The 17,738-nt window shown below is 41.5% G+C and carries 15 protein-coding genes; 5 read left to right on the top strand and 10 right to left on the bottom strand.

Annotation, left to right across the window (positions count from 1 at the left end):
• Positions 1-18: 18 nt before the first annotated feature.
• Positions 19-216 carry a hypothetical protein gene (locus tag GF867_RS13960; RefSeq protein ID WP_253940729.1) on the top strand — a complete coding sequence of 66 codons (198 nt, stop codon included), beginning with the start codon at positions 19-21 and terminating at the stop codon, positions 214-216.
• Positions 217-431: 215 nt separating this feature from the next.
• Here GF867_RS13960 and GF867_RS04320 read toward each other — a convergent pair whose 3' ends face one another.
• Both GF867_RS04320 and allD read right to left on the bottom strand, forming a co-directional pair.
• Entirely contained in the window at positions 432-1,190 is a 759-nt protein-coding gene (locus tag GF867_RS04320) for an SDR family NAD(P)-dependent oxidoreductase (protein WP_153831891.1), read from the bottom strand.
• Between the two features lie 34 nt (positions 1,191-1,224).
• The gene (gene allD / locus GF867_RS04315) at positions 1,225-2,292 is read right to left on the bottom strand and encodes an ureidoglycolate dehydrogenase (RefSeq protein ID WP_153831890.1); all 1,068 of its coding nucleotides are present in this window, start codon (positions 2,290-2,292) and stop codon (positions 1,225-1,227) included.
• A 980-nt stretch (positions 2,293-3,272) separates the two neighbouring features.
• Between allD and GF867_RS04310 the strand changes: the two genes are divergently transcribed.
• A complete protein-coding gene (locus GF867_RS04310; protein WP_253940728.1) occupies positions 3,273-4,445 on the top strand; it encodes an IS110 family RNA-guided transposase in 1,173 nt (390 codons plus the stop codon).
• Positions 4,446-4,604: 159 nt separating this feature from the next.
• On the opposite strand, the gene GF867_RS04305 is transcribed toward GF867_RS04310, so the two are convergent.
• From GF867_RS04305 to GF867_RS04270, 8 genes are all read right to left on the bottom strand, one after another.
• Positions 4,605-6,065 (bottom strand): glycoside hydrolase family 32 protein, encoded by a 1,461-nt coding sequence (locus tag GF867_RS04305; RefSeq protein WP_253940727.1) that lies wholly within the window; start codon positions 6,063-6,065, stop codon positions 4,605-4,607.
• 45 nt (positions 6,066-6,110) lie between these two features.
• Entirely contained in the window at positions 6,111-7,481 is a 1,371-nt protein-coding gene (locus tag GF867_RS04300) for a PTS transporter subunit EIIC (RefSeq protein WP_153831889.1), read from the bottom strand.
• A 99-nt stretch (positions 7,482-7,580) separates the two neighbouring features.
• Positions 7,581-8,570, bottom strand: coding sequence for a LacI family DNA-binding transcriptional regulator (locus GF867_RS04295; protein ID WP_366927746.1), 990 nt, complete (start codon positions 8,568-8,570; stop codon positions 7,581-7,583).
• 431 nt (positions 8,571-9,001) lie between these two features.
• Positions 9,002-9,883 (bottom strand): Rgg family transcriptional regulator, encoded by an 882-nt coding sequence (locus GF867_RS04290; protein WP_172973953.1) that lies wholly within the window; start codon positions 9,881-9,883, stop codon positions 9,002-9,004.
• Positions 9,880-10,785, bottom strand: a complete 906-nt coding sequence (locus GF867_RS04285) for a helix-turn-helix domain-containing protein (RefSeq protein WP_153831886.1) — start codon at positions 10,783-10,785, stop codon at positions 9,880-9,882. The genes GF867_RS04290 and GF867_RS04285 overlap by 4 nt, the downstream gene beginning before the upstream one ends.
• Positions 10,786-11,367: 582 nt before the next feature.
• Positions 11,368-11,703: a four-helix bundle copper-binding protein gene (locus GF867_RS04280; RefSeq protein ID WP_153831885.1), complete on the bottom strand. Its 336-nt coding sequence runs from the start codon at positions 11,701-11,703 to the stop codon at positions 11,368-11,370.
• Between the two features lie 250 nt (positions 11,704-11,953).
• Complete coding sequence (locus GF867_RS04275; protein ID WP_153831884.1) at positions 11,954-13,456, bottom strand: LysM peptidoglycan-binding domain-containing protein; 1,503 nt, start codon at positions 13,454-13,456, stop codon at positions 11,954-11,956.
• A 440-nt stretch (positions 13,457-13,896) separates the two neighbouring features.
• Positions 13,897-14,397 (bottom strand): DNA-deoxyinosine glycosylase, encoded by a 501-nt coding sequence (locus GF867_RS04270; RefSeq protein WP_153831883.1) that lies wholly within the window; start codon positions 14,395-14,397, stop codon positions 13,897-13,899.
• Between the two features lie 428 nt (positions 14,398-14,825).
• Here GF867_RS04270 and GF867_RS04265 point away from each other — a divergent pair, with 428 nt between their 5' ends.
• From GF867_RS04265 to fabV, 3 genes are all read left to right on the top strand, one after another.
• Positions 14,826-15,671: a MetQ/NlpA family ABC transporter substrate-binding protein gene (locus GF867_RS04265; protein ID WP_153831882.1), complete on the top strand. Its 846-nt coding sequence runs from the start codon at positions 14,826-14,828 to the stop codon at positions 15,669-15,671.
• A gap of 90 nt (positions 15,672-15,761) precedes the next feature.
• Positions 15,762-16,343, top strand: coding sequence for a rhodanese-like domain-containing protein (locus GF867_RS04260; RefSeq protein ID WP_153831881.1), 582 nt, complete (start codon positions 15,762-15,764; stop codon positions 16,341-16,343).
• A gap of 110 nt (positions 16,344-16,453) precedes the next feature.
• Positions 16,454-17,650, top strand: coding sequence for an enoyl-ACP reductase FabV (gene fabV, locus GF867_RS04255; RefSeq protein ID WP_436718597.1), 1,197 nt, complete (start codon positions 16,454-16,456; stop codon positions 17,648-17,650).
• Positions 17,651-17,738 lie beyond the last annotated feature (88 nt).

Genomic DNA, 17,738 nt, shown 5'->3' with positions numbered 1-17,738 from the left:
ATAGCGGTGTCGTTCACTGTGGAAGATAACGGCACACACGAAACGCCGATTATGCATCAAGACCGCATTTATCGCGACATGTTATATGGCGACAAGCCAGAGTATGACGAACAAGGCCGCTTGCGTCCAGATAATTGGGAGTTGGATCCCCAAACACAAGCTGCAACGGAAGCTCTCATCAATACCATTACAGCTGAAAATTTCAACACCCAGTGACAGGTTACGATACTTTTATTAAGGAGTTCAATGTTAACTCTGGTTTCGACGTGGATGGCTATCAGGCCGAAGCCGTGACACTTGAAGAGTTAATCGCGCTTAAACCTTAATCCCTTCACCCTCCAGACAAAATAGGCAAAATAAACAATAGACAAACAGACAGACCGGCCCTCATTTACAAAGGACCGGTCTGTTTAAATCGCTAGTTAGACTGATTATTTAGTTGCTGACCAACCACCATCAACTGGTAAAGTCACAGCTGTGACATAAGCTGCTTCTTCTGAACCGAGGAAAATAGCTGCGGCATTCAATTCGCCTTCTTTTCCATAACGTCTCATTGGTACCGTGACATCCATATAACCTTGAAATTCTTGTGTATCTAACGTTCCAGAGGTTAATTCTGTTTCAAAGTAACCTGGGCAAATTGTGTTACATGTAATATTGTAAGGAGCTAATTCAGCCGCTACAGCTCTCGAGAAGTTGATGACGGCAGCTTTTGATGCATGATAAGCGGTTTGCAATTGGTTCGTTCCAACCAAACCATACATTGACGAAATATTGATAATTCGGCCATAATTCGCTTCTTTCATTACTCTCGCATAAGCACGTGTCATTTTAAAAACGCTGGTTAAATCTAAATCCATCGTGAAGTTCCAAGCATCGTTAGTCATTTCAGTGATGGCGCCACCTTCACTAGCACCGGCATTGTTAACTAATACATCGACTTTACCGTACGTATCTAGAATGGTTTGCAATGACTGATCGATTTGCGCTTCATCTGTCACATCTAAAGCAACTGCTAAAGCGTCGGCACCGGCTACTTTTAATTCATTTGCTAATCCTTCTAAACGTTCCACACGTCTAGCCATTAACACTACTTTTGCCCCTTGAGCGGCGAAACCTTTGGCCATTTGCACACCTAACCCACTTGATGCACCTGTAATAGCGACTACTTTCCCTGCGTAATTAAACATAATATTTTCCTCACATTCCTTAGATTTAAATAGCTTAGTCAGCAAAAGCCCCTAGGCCTTCATAATTGTTATAGTGAATATCGTCTGATTTTAGATAGTTGATGATACTTTCTGGAATCTCAATGCCGTTCTTCAAATGCTTCTCATAACGTTGGTTAGACCCTTGACCAGGGTAGCGAACGCTTGAGTAACCTGTTGCTGGTTTGATGTCATTTAATTCTTGCATGGTTTGTGTGATATGTTCTTTGAACATCTCTGCATTACCGAAACGAGCTGGGTCCAAGATAATGTATAATTGACCCAAATTACGGCCGGCATGTAAATCATGATACATTGAACTAACGTGCTTGCCGAAGGGTAAGTTCATTATCATACCTGAGAAAATATCTACCATCATCATCAAGCCATAACCTTTTGGTCCAGCAATTGGCATTAAACCTCTCACCGCATTAGGATCCGTCGTCGGCTCCCCTTTGTCATTAACTGCCCAGTCCGAAGGAATGTCACGGCCTTTAGAACGTGCATCTAAAATTTTACCCCATGCTTGAACCGTTGTGGCCATGTCGAACACTAATGGCGTTTCAGTCGAACTTGGTGCACCGAAACCGATAGGGTTGGTTCCATAGTAAACTTCCGCTCCACCGAAGGGCACTGCCATTGGATCCGATTGTGTCATCGCCATACCGACTAAACCAGCTTCAGCAATTTTACGTAAGTAATAGGATAAAGTACCCGTATGTCCACACTTAGATACGCCCACAACTGCCACACCTGATGCCTTTGCCATTTCAATGGCAGGCTCTAAAGCTAAATTGGCTGCATATTGCCCTTGCGAGTTGTCAGCATGCAAGACAGCTGAACTTTCGCCAGTTTTTTCAAATTTAATTTCCGGCTCACGTGTAATACCGCCTTTATTGATGCGTTCAGAATAATATTCCACCCGGACCGCACCATGTGAATGCACGCCGCATAAATCGGCATAAACTAAATGCTTGGCTGTTTCAACCGCTTGAACTTCCGGCAAACCTGCCAACTCCAACTTAGCCTGAATCAAATCCTCTAATTCCTTTGCACTGACATTGATTAATTTTTCTTCTGACATATCGCTCGCTCCTTTTTAATTTAAACTGACTATCTGTTTCTTCTTTACATGTTCATAATATCACGTATGCCCACAAGCTCAATTAGTCATTTCTGCTAAAATTACGACGAAAATTAGTTCTTTTATCCAAAATATAACATATGAAAAATCAGCTTACGGATACCTATTAATATAAGCAACTAAACGCTTTCACAAAACAGTGATATCATCCAATTGTCTGGAAGCCTTACATTGTGAATAATATTCATAAACGAGCGTAAACCCTCTAAAAGCACTTGTCATCTGATGACACTGGTATTTAGAATTCTATCTGCACCTGTCACTGGACGACACTGGTAGATAGAACAGTCCGCTGCCGTCCAGAAGAACAAATCGTCCGTAAGGAAACCTCGGACAAAACCCGAGGTCTCTTTAGATTTGCTTGTTTTCTTTAACCCCCACACGACTGTCATACTATCCCCGTATGACTTCTAAAATATTGCGCAACCATTTGGGTTTGACAGTTTTGAAAACAAAGTTTTGGTGGATCCAGGGGATCCCTGCCATCTAATAAATCAAAATGTTCCACTACATTCTACGGAATCAGCTCTTCTTCTTTACAAGAGTGACAGATATAGTTCACACTCCCGTTCGTTAAGGCTTCGGTAGAGCGCCTCCCAATCGAAGCGACTTGTTTCAACTAATATAAAAATAAGTTCTACAAAGCTTGACGAATCAACAGTAAACTTCTCATCCCTTATAGCATAAAAAATCATGAGATTGCTTCGCAATCCGAATGACATTTAAAACACTGTGCACCATTTTCTTGTTATAATTTAAGTGAAAGCAGACAAGTGCGTGCGTTTAGTGGTGTTACCGCACCCGGATAAAAAAATGGACGAAACATTCTTTGAGATGAATGGACTATGCTTCGAGCATTTAAATAAAAATACACTTTACCAGAATGTTTCCCTGCTTTTAATTCATTTTTAGGAGGAATTATGATGGAAGTGATGGTTAAAAGATGTGCTGGAATTGATGTGCACAAGAAGACAATTACCGTCTGTACGTTAGTTGGTTCCCTTAATCGATCTAAACCGAAGAAACAAACTAAAGAGTTCGATACCACGACAAGAGATTTACAAGCCTGTGCGCAGTGGCTTGAGTCGCTAAATATTACCACCGTGCTGATGGAAAGCACGGGACAATATTGGCGACCGGTGTGGAATATTCTGGAACCTTATGGGTTTAAGATGATTCTCGCGAATGCCCAACATATTAAGCAAGTCCCTGGGCGGAAAACCGATATGAGAGATGCCCAATGGATCGCGGAGTTAGGCCGTTGTGGACTCGTGAGTGGCTCGTATGTGCCTGAGCGAGACATTCAAGATTTAAGACAACTTACGCGCCACCGCTCATCGTTGAAAGAAGATTTGACGCGTCGTAAAAATCAAGTGCATGATATTTTACAACGCTCAAATATTAAGTTGAGTAGTTATTTATCGGATATATTTGGAGCGACGGGTCAGCGGTTATTAAGCCTATTTATTAATGGTGAAGTCATTAATGAGCAGTTAATTGAAGAGACGATTTCCAAAAGAGTTCACGCGAGTCCTCGGCAATTATTTGAGGCGATGAATGGCTCCTTAACCACGATTAACCGGCAACTTCTCCAGCTTGAATTAGCGACCATTCGACGTTTGACTGATGAAATTAAGGAATGTGAGCAACTCATTGAAGAACATCTTCAACCTTATGAAGACCTGTATCTTCGGCTCCTAGAAATTTCTGGCATCAGTCAAACAACGGCTCAAGTGGTCATCGCAGAAGTTGGACCGACCGTGGAGGCCTTCGAAACCGTTGAGCGACTCGCTTCGTGGGCGGGCTTATGTCCAGGGAGTTATGAATCAGCTGGCATTCAATATGGGTCAAAAACGACGCGAGGTAATCGCTATCTCAAAGCGGCTCTTTGTCGAGCGGGACTGACAGCTGGTCGATCGAATCACCAAGAATTCCGAGCGATTTATTTTAAGTTTAGTGAGCGCAAACAGAAAGGCAAAGGAGTGGTGGCTTTGGCCCATAAATTACTCAGAATAGTCTACATGCTCATCAAAACGGGAGAAACTTACACCCCATGGCAACAAAAAAAGACTCCAGCTACGGCAATAGCATAGGAGTCCCCAAAAATTAAAAATTTTCCACCTTCATTATAACATGAGGTAGACTTTTTTTTTTGTCTTTTTTTGAGAATTTGTTTTAAATAAAAGAATCCTATGTAAAATAGGATTCCTCTTTCATACATCTGTTCCACTCATGAATCATGACTGTGGCGCCTAAAGTTTTAAGTCCCAATAAGTAATTTGACCTTGAGCATCGCCCTTGACGTGAATTAGCTGCTGATCTTGTTTTGGGTAAACTCGGCTCGTCATAACGTATTCACCATCGTTGATGAAAATTTCCAATGATGATGTATCCGAAAAGATTTGTAGTTGTGATAAGTCAGCCAATGGGATCATTCGCTTGCGTCTTCCGAAGCCACTCTCTCCATGTTTTAAAGTTAATAGGCCATCTTGATAAGTCAGTTGGGTATCTTGACGTAAGGTTAATTCAAAAGAGCTAGGCGTTTCATCAAACTCTAATATCAATTCGTATACTTCGCCTTTTAAGGTTGACTCGTCGATTTCAGACAAGCGGTGCGTTTTAATATTGTGTCTCAAACACTGGTACTCCGGTAGAGGACGTTGTAACAAACGCCCATTTTCCAAGGTCAACTGACGAGGTAAAGCCATCGCATGTTGCCAACCTCTCGCAACCGTAGGATTACTATACTCAGGTTCTGTATCGCCAATGCCCATCCATGCCCATAAGATACGTCGCCCACTTTCGTCTTCAAATGTTTGGGGAGCATAAAAATCAAAACCATGATCCAATTCAATAAATTTTGTTTTGGGTTCAAAGGTGTAGTCATCCCAATTAACTGCTCCAGTCAAATAGCCAACTGTATGTGGGTTATGATAGTGATAAGTCGTCGGTAAGAGCCCTTGCGGTGAAAATAGTAATACCTCACGATCACCCAACTCGAAATAATCGGGACATTCCCACATAAATCCTTGATCTTCATTACCGGCTAAAAAGACCCCTTGGTATGACCACTCATGTAAATCATCTGAACGATATAAAAGAATATGTCCTAAGTTATTCCGTGTACGAGCACCTAAAATCATATAATAAACACCTTCATGCTCAAAGACTTTAGGGTCACGTATATGATCCGTGTAACCGGAAGGATAGTCAGCATGTGCAATGACTACCTCGCGTGATTCCACTGTGAACCCGTCAGGCGAGACAACATGAATCGTATTCTGTTCACGTCCACTGTAGGTGTAGTCGTGGTCTCCTTCATGTTTAACATTGCCTGTATAAAAGAAGTGAATCTTGTCATCATGGACAAAGGCGCTTCCAGAATAGACACCGTCTTCGTCAAACAGTTGGTCAGGCGATAGAAAAATCGCTTCTTCTTTAAAGTGCACCATATCCTTAGAAGTTTTATGCCCCCAATGTGTCGCTCCACCATTGGGCGTTTCGGGTACATACTGGTGATATAAATGGTAAGTTCCATTAAATTGAACGGCACCATTGGGATCATTCAACCATCCAGTTACTGGCATTTGATGGTAAGTAAAACGCCAAGGATCGGCGGTAACTTTCTCCTTTAAAACTGATTGAACTTCTGGCAAAGACTCCCAGTAAGCTTGCATATCTTTCTTCATCTTCACATTCTTCGTCATATTCATTACCTGCTCCTTTATTATCGCTGTTCTTCCACCTAGAAAAATTGTCTAAATTTCAGAACGAATTTGTTTAGCTTGAAGGCGAACGCATAAGAAACCAACACCGAAAGCTACTAGAATAACTACAATATATTGGATTAACGCTGCGATACTTCCTGTATACAATAATAAACCTGGAATGAATGTAATGCCCATTCCCGTCGCTTTTAGGCCGAAGAAGTAAGTTAAGAAGCCACCTGCAGCTCCTCCCACAATACCTGCAGCAAAAATTCTTAGCGAACGTAAGTTAACACCAAATAATAAAGGTTCTGTAATACCGAATAAAGTCGGTACAGCTGCACTAATCATGTTTGAACGTTTTAATTGGTCACGCATTAAGAATGCAGTCCCAATAGCTGCTCCAAATTGGCCTGCCATACTTGCGGTTCCTAGTGGTTGAAGCACATTATAACCGGTGTCACTCAATAAACTAATTTCGATTAAACTTAAAGAATGATGTAAGCCAGTTACCACGATTAATTGTTGGAGTCCAGCATAAACAATATAGCCGATCCCTAATGGCGCATTAATCAAACCAATAATACTGTTGATTACAGAACTCTCAGCGATTTGAATAATAGGACCTAATAGGAATAATATAATAGAAATCGAAATAGTGATTGTTAAGAAAGGCGTCAAAATTAAATCGACGACTTGAGGCACCCAAGTACGCAACCAGCTTTCTAACTTACTAACTAACCAACCGGCGATAATCGCTGGGAATATTGATCCTTGGTAGCCATAAACATCAATTCCGAATATCGATAATGGATCGGCCGTCTCACCGCGCACCGCATAGGCATTCGGTAATTGAGGAGCCACCATCATTAAACCAACTACTATCCCGATTAAAGGATTCCCACCGAATTTACGTGTGGCACTATAAGCAATCAGAACAGGTAAGAAAGCAAAGGCCGTATCCGTCAACATCGCAAATAAAGCCGTTACATCATCTGTCATGGTCATACCTAATTCCACCAATAAACCACGGATTCCCATTAATAAACCGGTCGTGACTAATGCTGGTATTAGAGGTACTAAGATGTCTGCAAGAATTCGCACAAATTTCTGAACAGGATTTAAGTTCGCGTAGACATCGTCTTTCATACTAGTATCTGTTGTGGTTCCTTCGCCTAAATAATCACGTAACTCTGCAGTAACTTCATTGACCTTGCCTGTCCCAAAAATAAATTGGTGCTGCCCTGTTGAAAAGAAATAACCTTTACTTTCTGGAATGGCTTCTGCTTTTGCTTTATCTACTTTGCTGTCGTCTTTGAGAATCATCCGTAAACGTGTTGCACAATGCTCAAAATTCTTAATATTGTCTCTACCACCAATAACTTCCAATAATTGCTCAAGTGTTTGATCGTATTTACCCATTTTTACAACCTCCATTTTTAGAATTAAACCGCTCAGAAGGAACCGGTTCCATTACAGTTTAAGACAAACGCTTGCGAAATGCAAGCGTTTTATTTAATTTTATTCTTTTGCTTTCATATTCTGAGTGGATCGCTTAACGTGTAACTTATTGGCCATCGTATGGACCATGGGTATAGGGGTCTCACGAATTAATTCTTCTAATAATTCTAAAGACCGCTGACCCATCTCGTAAAATGGATAATCGACCGTCGTAATCCTTGGATAGGCATACTCAGTCTCACTATAACCACCAAATCCTGATAGCGAAAAATCAGCCGGAATCGAAAGCCCCAGTTCCTGTGCGGCATTCGCAATTCCTATCGCAATCTGATCCGTCGCCGCTGCAATATAAGAGGCTCTAAGCTCTGGTAAATAATTTAATGCCTGCTCATAAGCCACCTTACGCGAAAAGTCCGTTTCGATTACTGTTACCCTTGCTCTAGCTTGACTGGCCGTTTCGATAAATCCATCACGACGTAAGACCCCTACCGCATTATCGTCTTGGGTGACCCCAACATATAATAAATCGCGGTGCCCCAAAGCTAAGGCATGTTCGGCAATCTGTACTCCCGCTTCATAATCTTGATGAACCAAACAAGGCACCCCCTCTATTTTCTGACCAATTATCAGAATCGGTACCTGCAAGTTCTTCACCTGCTCCATCATCGCATCATCAAAAAAACTCGCAATCCAAATAATCCCGCTAACCTTTTGACGCTCTAATAAAGCTATATTCTCTTTCTCGCGCTGACTATCTAAATTCGAATTAGTCAGGACCAACTGATAACCCTTCTCATAGGCTAATTCATCAATCCCTTTCAAGACTTGGTTCGTCGAAGGTGAGTCAAAGCGCGGCAACACAACTCCAATCATATTCGAACGTTGTGCTTTTAGACTTTGCGCAAACTGATTGGGTACATAGCCCGTCTCATCAATAATTTCCTGAATCTTGATCCGCGTTTTCTCACTGACCGGCCCATTATTCAAGAAACGCGATACGGTACTTTTGGCAACCCCTGCACGTTGAGCAATTTCATTTAAAGTAACCACAGTACTCCCTCCCCATAAAAGTATTCTATCACAGAATATTACCGATAGAAATCTAGTCAAACTCTTTGATCTAGCCTAGCGTACGCCTCAACTCCGCTGTCTACTGAGTCGTTTATTCTTTATCACGCCATCATTCAAACCGCTTAACGACAAGCCACCGACAGATTACCTTGAAGTCTGTCGACACCGCATGCTTTTACATCTTCTAATCAGTCGCCTGTGTGCCGTGATTCCGGTCAATTCACTTGTTAACTTATTATTAAATTGCATAATCTTTAACTTTTAGCAAATCGTCCATACAGATTTACCTTCGGTTGAATGTCGATGGCCTTAACCTAGCTTAGACAACTTTTTAACCATCTCCTTTAATAGATAAAATACTGAAAAAGACTGCCTATTCATAAGGCATAAATCCCATTGATGACCAATTGTTAAAACTGGTCGCTCGTAACTTGCCAGTTAATTTCTGGTAATTGGTAAATGCTTTGGAGCGTTTGATAGCCGCTCTGTAATAATCTTGCATAGATATTCGCCTCGATGACGATGAAATTACGGTAGAGACGTTCTATTTTCTGAAAATCTTCTGGTCTGTTTTCTTTCAGAATATTATGTAGCGCTTGTGAAATCGTAAAGCGCCCTTGAACACTATGAAACGTACGATTAATGGTAAGAATTTCAAGTTTATCTAACATGTTCTGGGCATGATTGGTTTCTTTTCGTTTTAAGAACTCGAAATGCGCCTTTTCAATCAAGATAATTAGATTTAAATTACGTTCAAGAAAATAAGGGGCAGCCGCTCTATCATAAGTCCGATTGACATGATGGAGGATGACAGCACTCTCCATGCGGTCCATGATAAAAGTAAACAAATACATCTCTTTGAAATCCCAATTTTGGACATTAAAAAGATAGTCTTTGAGTACCTGTACTTGTTGGTCAGCCGTTTCGCCTCCCATTTTAAGGCGTAACTGAATCGCCAGCATACCATATATATCATAAGTGCGCTTAGCTTTACTGGCAAAGAGAGTTGCTGTTTCGCTCATCCGTTTAAGATCATGACTGGCCACAACTTCTGCCATCAACACCTTATCCTCATTAGAAGTTTGGATATTATGATCAAACAAACCGGCTTCTCGGAAACTTAAATCCATTCGCCGCAAGATATAAAGCAACTTGTCTATCGCCAACGTTTGGCCTTTATTAACAAAGCGAGAATAAGAAGAATGCGAAACATAATCTCCGCAGATATCTTGCATGGATAAAGCTTTCTTCTTACGTAAAGTCTCAATTAAATCCTTGTGGCTAGTTTTCATCTCATTGCCTCCACTTCTTGATGCGGAATATTTAATTCTCGACATGTTTGAACAATAAATCGGGACTGATGGGGTAAATTTAAGTCTGTATAAAAGAGACTCAGCTTATTTAGTTGGTCAACTGCTATATCAGTATCACCCGTGAAATAGAGATGAATATTCTGATATAATTTTCGCGACAATTTCCAACCTAAGTCGAGCGAATCAAGGTATATCTCATCTAACATTTGATAATAGTCATCCGCTTTCTGTAAATCTCCGGCCGCCAGATATTTGATATATAAGATGCCACAGACATAAAATAAGTTTTCGGCTAAGGCAGGGTCCTTAAGACTTGTTAGTTGTTTCATTGGCTTTTTAACAATGGCTTCGGCTTCTTTGATTGTCATATAAGGCAACAAAAGTTTCAATCCAAAAAAATCATTGTCGCTTAAACCAGTGTATTGGATCATGTGTTTTTGGAATATTTCAAGATGTTGTTGACGATCCAGACTATTTGTCAATTGTTTAACCAAGGCAGTTGCGACCATTAAAAAGCGTTCATCTTGCACTTGCCATGTATGATTAGTATTAGGTTTCTTTTGAAAAGCTGCAAATCTGGCTTGATAGTCATCGATTAGCTCTAGAACTGAACTAAGCTCTTCGTAAGATTTGGCATTATTTAAAATGGCATAATGATGCTTAATTCTGAAGAAGTCTAAGTAATCTTGCAAGAACATCGCAAAGGTCATGTGAAGACGAAATACCAATTTCAAAAACGAATTTGATGCCAGAGACGTTTTCCCATTCACAAATCGAGAGTATGTCGAAGGTGAAATTATCCCTTCACACAACGTTTCAACCGTCATATTACGGTTACGTCTGATATCATCAATCACTTTACCTACATTTTCATCCTGCATAGTTGACCACCCTTTAAAAAAATTCACATCAATGTGTTCATTGATGTCTTTACCCCTTATCTTAACATTGCTTTGAATGTTTGGATGCCTTATTAGACTATTTTATTCACCACTTTATCAAAAGTTGGATAGGTTAGGCTAATTGAGATCGAAATGTTACACTCTAGAATACTCAACTAAAGAACCTGCAATGGGCGATTTCGATCAGATTTCAATTCGGACGCGTGGAACCTTTACACACAATTTTGTCTGAAGCTCCCTCCAGTTTCCACTTCTCAATGGCCACCCTTGCCCCCAACTTTATGCTTACCTCTACCGGTCGCTTTCAGGACTGGCCTTACCTCTGTTAGCTTTGATCATACTACCCAAGGCCATATGCCCCCTTTTATGCAAATATACTGCCCCCAACCAGTTAGAGTTTTAATTTTCCTGATTATATTTTAACTTGGAGTTGAAGTTTAGCACCGATACGACGTATTGATGATGTAGGTCAAATTAGTGAGCTACTAATTTACAGTAACAAAATACCCTTAACCAAGCGTGTGTGTATTGAACACTTCACTTTGGTTAAGGGTTTACTATTTATGCCAATGAGTCTAGATAAGTTTGACAGGCCGCTTCACATTCTCTGCAAGCTTTAGCACACGCTTGGCAATGATCATGGTCATGTTGTCCACATTCAGAAGCACACAGTTGACAAGCTTTAATACATGCAGTGATGAGTTCTGGTAAAAGGCGACTTTCACGTTGAGTGAAACTTAAAACGATACCACAAATATCTGCGCATTCACGGTCAGTTCGGATACATTCAGCCATCATTTGGACATGGTCTTCATTTAAACAAGCCTCAAAACAAGTGTTACAAGCTTTCTGACAGGCTGCTACTTTGTTAGTTAATACCTCGATTGCTTCAGTCATTATCCATCTCTCCTTTATTTTTCTATTTTAAGAGTAAATCTCACAGCTGCTCATTGAAAATGTTATACATTGTTTGGTGATTGTGAGCTTAATTTAACTTGTAGGAGGCGTTAAAGAACTAAGGCTGGCTTTCTACTAGCTTAGTTTGTATTCTAGCCGATTATCACGGACATTCGGCTAGTTTAGGGAAGCAGGTTACGGTGAATAATATTTTGTACAAAAAGCCCCCTTTATGCAAGGGGGGTGGTGGTTAATAATTGAATGAAACGTGGACGTGGTCATAATGGTTAGCCGTGATGCTGCCACGGTCTTCCATTGGGACCCATGAATAACTCCAGTCTCCGTAAATTTGTTGTTCCCAGATGACATAAGAAATGCCATAAGAGCCCATGTTTGCAATCGCAAAGTTCGCAATTGCATCGCCTAATTCTGAACCAACTGGCACCATAAAGTCAACTGCAAGTCCTGTTCCGTGGTCGCCACTGTCGCCTGAACGTAAGCCATAAGCTGTGACACCATACATGCTAACTACCAAATCACGGAAAGCTGCTGCGTTAGCTGATAAGCCTGCTGGATCTCTTTCGATGACTTCTGGCTCCACGTATTCTGGTTCCTCAGGTTCCACGTACTCCGGTTCCTCAGGCTCCACGTATTCCGGTTCCTCAGGAGTTTCAATTTCCTCTTCAGGAATAGCTACTTCTTCCTCTGGTACCGTTACTTCCGGAGTCTCAACTTCCTCTTCAGGAGCTGCTACTTCTTCCTCAGGAACTTCTACTTCTTCTTCTGGTTCTGTAACTTCTGGAGTTTCAATTTCCTCTTCAGAAACTGCTACTTCTTCTTCGGTTTCTGTAACTTCAGGTGTTTCAATTTCCTCTTCAGGAACTGCTACTTCTTTCTCCGGTTCTGTTACTTCAGGAGTTTCAACTTCCTCTTCAGGAACTTCTACCTCTTCTTCTGGTTCTGTAACTTCTGGAGTCTCAACTTCCTCTTCAGGAACTTCTACTTCTTCCTCTGGTTCCGTTACTTCGGGAGTTTCAATTTCCTCTTCAGGAGTCACCGCACCCGCTTCTGGTTCTTCTGTAGGCACATCTGTTTCAAGATTACCTTCGCCTACTTCAGGCGTCGATGGTAAAGTTTCATCTAGCTCAGGTATAGATTCTTCAACAATGTCTTCAGAAACCTCTTCTTCGATAATTTCCTCTGCAATCTCTTCTTCCACAACTTCTTCAGATTCAGCTGGCGTTGCTTCTACCACGACAACCTCAATCTCTTCAACTGCTTCAACAGGTGATAAGTTTACTGGAATATAAACTTCAACACTCTCACCACTCGGTGCATTAACACTCAAACCATCGACTTGATGATTATCGTCAAATTGAGCTGTTAACAATGTATCGGGAAAAATTAAATCAACATTATCAATTTCATTAATGGCGGCTAAATATCTTAAATCAATATCCATCGCTTCAGAGATGACACTCAATGTATCTCCATATTTTACTGTATATTTAAGGGCATTCTCTTCGGTTACTTCAACCTCTGACAATACTTCGTTTAAGTCTCTTGCTTGCCAAGTAACAGCTGTTACCTGTGCTGGTACTGCTAATGCATGACCCGCTAAAGCTAATACTGAACAACCTAACCACAACTTTTTCCTAAAATTCATTAGACGTACCTCTTCCTTCATTTCTGATAGACCTACATTAGCACGTCCATTAGACCATGCCAACCCCTCCACGCCCAACTTAAACAAACTGAATCTTCCCTGTAATATTTCTATCACACAAACTCTCAAAGATTACAATTACGACAAAATATTACACATAACCCACTTATCATTTTTCACTCGTTCAAATAGAATAGTGGGCCACCGGCCCACACCTTATTGTTTTTCTTACAATTTTAATTACAAAATGTGGGCGTCCATCTTTATGTTCGAGTAATTGTTGTTCGAGCATAATAGCTTCCGAATCATGTTTCACTTCCAGAAACTCGAGCACGATTACCTCCGAATCATGTTTCACTTCCAGAAACTCGAGCACGATTACCTCCGAGTCATGCTCCACTTCCAAAAACTGGAGCACGATTACGACCGAATCATGTGCCAGTTTGCAGAACTGGAGCACGATTATTTATGGGCGCCATTCAAGGTTGGCTCAAGCTCTCAAATCGATTAACCCAGGCCAGCCAGCTCTACTTCTTCAACCCTTCGTGTAAATAGTCATGCCATTGGGCCATTCGTTCTTGTTCACGTCCATTATTTAAACCGCTGGTAGATAAGGCGCTTTTCACGAGGTAGTCATTAAAGATTGGGTGGCGTTGGGTTTCGTTATAGGCAGTTTTTCCGTTCGCGATTATCAGTTGAATCGGACATTGCGCTAACAATGACTCGAAGTCATTGAGGACATTATAGGTGATTTTGTGATCATAGCTGCCTTCGCGTTCAACTTGGGCATAGACATCCCAGAGGGCAATGCCGTTAGCTAGTAATAAATTCAAGCGACTTTGGTAATCCAGCGGATCGTCTACATTAAGTGCTGAGAAAACCACGCGCCAAAAGGCATTGCCTGGATTACCGTAATATTGCTGCTTCTTCAAGGATGGCACACCGGGGTGACTCCCTAAGATTAGCACGCGCGATTCGCTATTATAAACTGGCGCAAAGCCGTTGGTTAATCGTATTCTGTCCGTCATGTGATCAGCTCCTTTATTGGTCTTTCTATCATATACTATATCTGACGAATTATGTTGACATTTGCCGTGAACCGTCGTATACTCTCATTAATATCTAATTTAAATTTCATTTAGACATAACTGTGAAGAGTTAGTAGTTTATTGAGGATAGCTAAGAGAGCTCGGATCGCTGTAAACGGGTCTATCGCAATAAATGAACATGAGCTTGGAGTTACTTGAAGGTTTACGCTTTCTGGTCGGCGGCAGCCGTTAGCCTGCATGTTTCAATTGAAACACTGAGGTGTAGTCCGCGAGGGCTGCATGAATCTGGGTGGTAACACGGAGCTTTCCGTCCCTTTATCATACATAAATGTATGATAAAGGGACTTTTTTGTGTTCTGAAAAATGAAAAATAGTAGATAAACAAAAATAGAATAGGAGTTAGACACATGAAAAAAATCTTAACATCATTATTATTATCTGCTTTATTATTGGGGCCAAGCACGACCGCCTTTGCACAGGAGCAAGTTTCAATTGGTGTGGTCGGTGAAGAATATGAACAAGTTTGGTTGTATGTTGCAGAGAAAGCTGCGGAAGAAGATATTGAATTAGACGTTATCTTATTGACAGACTTCAACATTCCGAACATCTCTTTAGCGGATGGTACCCTTGATTTGAACGCTTTCCAGCACGATGTATTCTTGGAAAACTGGAACAAGGAAAATGACGGCGACTTAGTAACCATCGGTTATACGGTTGCGGTACCGACACGCATTTATTCAGAGAAATACGATTCATTAGATGATCTACCAGATGGCGCGAAAATTGCGGTCAACAACGCTCCAACGAGCTTAAGTTACAACTTGCAGACATTAGAAAAAGCCGGCTTGATTTCTTTAGGTGATACAGGTGAATTATTACCGACGCCGGACGATGTGGTTGACAATCCTAAGAACATTGAGTTTATCGAAGTCGATGCGGCTAATATTCCTGCGATTGTGCCGGATGTTGACGCTGCATTCATCGATAATTCTTTCCTAGGCGCAACAAATTTCCAACCAAGCGATGCGATTTATGTCTTTGGTGATACAGCTGAAACCATCAATATTGCGCGTGTGAACAATATTGCAGCGCGTGCTGAAGATGCTGACAACGAGACTTACTTAAAAATCGTTGAATTGTACCAACAAGAGGATGTAGCAGAAGTCATCAACGAAGTAACAAATGGCGGCAGTATTCCAGCTTGGGATATCGTCCGTGAAGCACAAGAAAAAGCTGCGGAAGACGCAGAATAGACTATTTTAGACACGCAAGCGGTAACGTTTGGGTGTCTTTTATTCCAATTTCAGAAAGATATTGTATACTGATAGAAAAGGAGGGATTTCATGCAACACTTAGCTTATCAAGCAACTGCACCCTATCAATGGATCGATATGCGCTCACAAACCGCTTTTCAAGCGGGTCATCTTAAAGGTGCTTTAAATTTAATTCCTGGAAATTTTAAGAAATACGCTGGCGACCTTTTACAAGCGAAGCAACCCATTGCGCTAGTTTTAGATGCCGATTTGGAAAATCAACTACCTGAATTAGAACGACAACTTGACTCACAAGGTTTTACACAACTTGCGGGATATTTATTGATAGCGGATGTTCCACAAGCAGACCTACAAACTCAAGCAACGATTACAGCAGCTGATTTTATTAATTTACCAGCCGGAGACTTTACCTTGTTAGATGTTCGTCATCCAGATGAAATAACGCGTCCAGCTCCAGAAAAGCAACTTCAAAACATTGCTTTAGAAGAACTCGCGTTTAACTACGAAAGACTCCAGCCTGGCCAAACAATTTATACGTTATGCGGTTCGGGTAATCGTGCTACGGCTGCGGCTTCATTTTTAGCCGTTAAAGGCTATCAGTCGGTTGTCATTGAAGGCGGTATGAAAGCCGTACAAGCACTCAATCCCTAAGCCAAAATACGAACTTTAAAACCGGGACCCGTTTCCAAGGGGGTTCTGGCTAACCATTCGGGGCCATATTTTGGTATGCTTGGATTATTAAGAGTAAGTTGGAGGGAACTATGCTGAATTTTGAACCTAAACTGCGTGGAAATGTGTCCTTGGGAGTCAATCCGATTGGCTTGAAGCAGGACGTGGCGAATCAAATTAACTATGTGAAGAAACAAGGCCGTTATGAAGGTCCTAAGAAAGTCTTGATTATCGGGGCTTCTTCGAGTTATGGCTTGGCGACGCGAATTACTTTGGCATTTGGAGCTGGTGCGGATACGATTGGCGTTTCGTTTGAAAAAGAACCCAAGTCAGAGCGTAACTTGGGGACGGCTGGTTGGTACAATAATGTGTACTTCAAGCAAGCGGCAGAGGCTGAGGGCTTAGTGGCAAAAAACTTTGTTCAAGATGCGTTCGGTCATCAGTCGAAACAAGATGTGATTGAGTACATTAAAAGCGAGTGGGACGGCAAAATTGACTTGGTCGTGTATAGTTTAGCATCGAGTGTGCGCGTTGATCCGGATACGGGCGAGCGTTTCAACTCCGTTATCAAGTCGATTGGTCAAACAGTTGAAGGACCGCATGTCAATATTCAGAAAGCTGAATTCCATGAACATGTGCTAGAACCGGCAACGGACGAAGAGATTGCGGATACCGTCAAAGTCATGGGTGGTGAAGACTGGGAATTATGGTTAAAAGCCTTGAAGGAAGCCGATGTCTTGGCGGATGGCGTATTAACTGTCAACTATTCTTACCTTGGCTCTGAATTGAACCGTCCTTATTATGGTGGCGGTACCTTGGGACAAGCTAAAGCGGACTGTGAAGTAAAAGCAGATAATATCAATGAATTATTGGCTGATATTGAAGGTAAAGCCACAATCGTTGTCGCGACAGCTGTCACAACTAAAGCCAGTTCAGTCATTCCATTCTTCCCTGTTTACTGTCTAGGTCTTTACCGCGTGATGGTCGATAATGGCACGCACGAAACGCCAATTATGCATCAGGACCGTATTTACCGCGACATGTTATACGGAGATAAACCGGAATACGACGCCCAAGGTCGTTTACGTCCCGATAGCTGGGAACTAGATCCTGAAGTGCAAGCTGCGACCGAAGCATTGATTAAAGAAATTAGCGCGGACAACTTCAATACGGAGAAAACGGGTTACGATATCTTTATCAAGGAATTCAATAATTTATCAGGTTTCGACGTGGATGGCTATGAGCCGGAGTCGGTGACAATTGAAGAATTATTAGCCTTAGAACCATAAATCGATAGAATAGGTCACACTACTTTACGGTCCTAACTCAAAAGCACCCACAATTTTTTTGTGGGTGCTTTTTTATGGATAAATCGCG

Source organism: Fundicoccus ignavus, assembly GCF_009659375.1.
In the GTDB taxonomy this organism is placed as follows: domain Bacteria; phylum Bacillota; class Bacilli; order Lactobacillales; family Aerococcaceae; genus Fundicoccus; species Fundicoccus ignavus.
Note: the sequence above shows the minus strand (reverse complement) of the source record. Positions and strands in the feature narration are given on the sequence as shown.

Coding starts and splice junctions, on each gene's coding strand:
- GF867_RS04265 (WP_153831882.1), top strand. CDS start 14,826: ATGAAAAAAATCTTAACATCATTATTATTATCTGCTTTATTATTGGGG.
- GF867_RS04305 (WP_253940727.1), bottom strand. CDS start 6,065: ATGAATATGACGAAGAATGTGAAGATGAAGAAAGATATGCAAGCTTAC.
- GF867_RS04280 (WP_153831885.1), bottom strand. CDS start 11,703: ATGACTGAAGCAATCGAGGTATTAACTAACAAAGTAGCAGCCTGTCAG.
- GF867_RS04310 (WP_253940728.1), top strand. CDS start 3,273: ATGATGGAAGTGATGGTTAAAAGATGTGCTGGAATTGATGTGCACAAG.
- allD (WP_153831890.1), bottom strand. CDS start 2,292: ATGTCAGAAGAAAAATTAATCAATGTCAGTGCAAAGGAATTAGAGGAT.
- GF867_RS04260 (WP_153831881.1), top strand. CDS start 15,762: ATGCAACACTTAGCTTATCAAGCAACTGCACCCTATCAATGGATCGAT.
- GF867_RS04285 (WP_153831886.1), bottom strand. CDS start 10,785: ATGCAGGATGAAAATGTAGGTAAAGTGATTGATGATATCAGACGTAAC.
- GF867_RS04290 (WP_172973953.1), bottom strand. CDS start 9,883: ATGAAAACTAGCCACAAGGATTTAATTGAGACTTTACGTAAGAAGAAA.
- GF867_RS04320 (WP_153831891.1), bottom strand. CDS start 1,190: ATGTTTAATTACGCAGGGAAAGTAGTCGCTATTACAGGTGCATCAAGT.
- GF867_RS04270 (WP_153831883.1), bottom strand. CDS start 14,397: ATGACGGACAGAATACGATTAACCAACGGCTTTGCGCCAGTTTATAAT.
- fabV (WP_436718597.1), top strand. CDS start 16,454: ATGCTGAATTTTGAACCTAAACTGCGTGGAAATGTGTCCTTGGGAGTC.
- GF867_RS04300 (WP_153831889.1), bottom strand. CDS start 7,481: ATGGGTAAATACGATCAAACACTTGAGCAATTATTGGAAGTTATTGGT.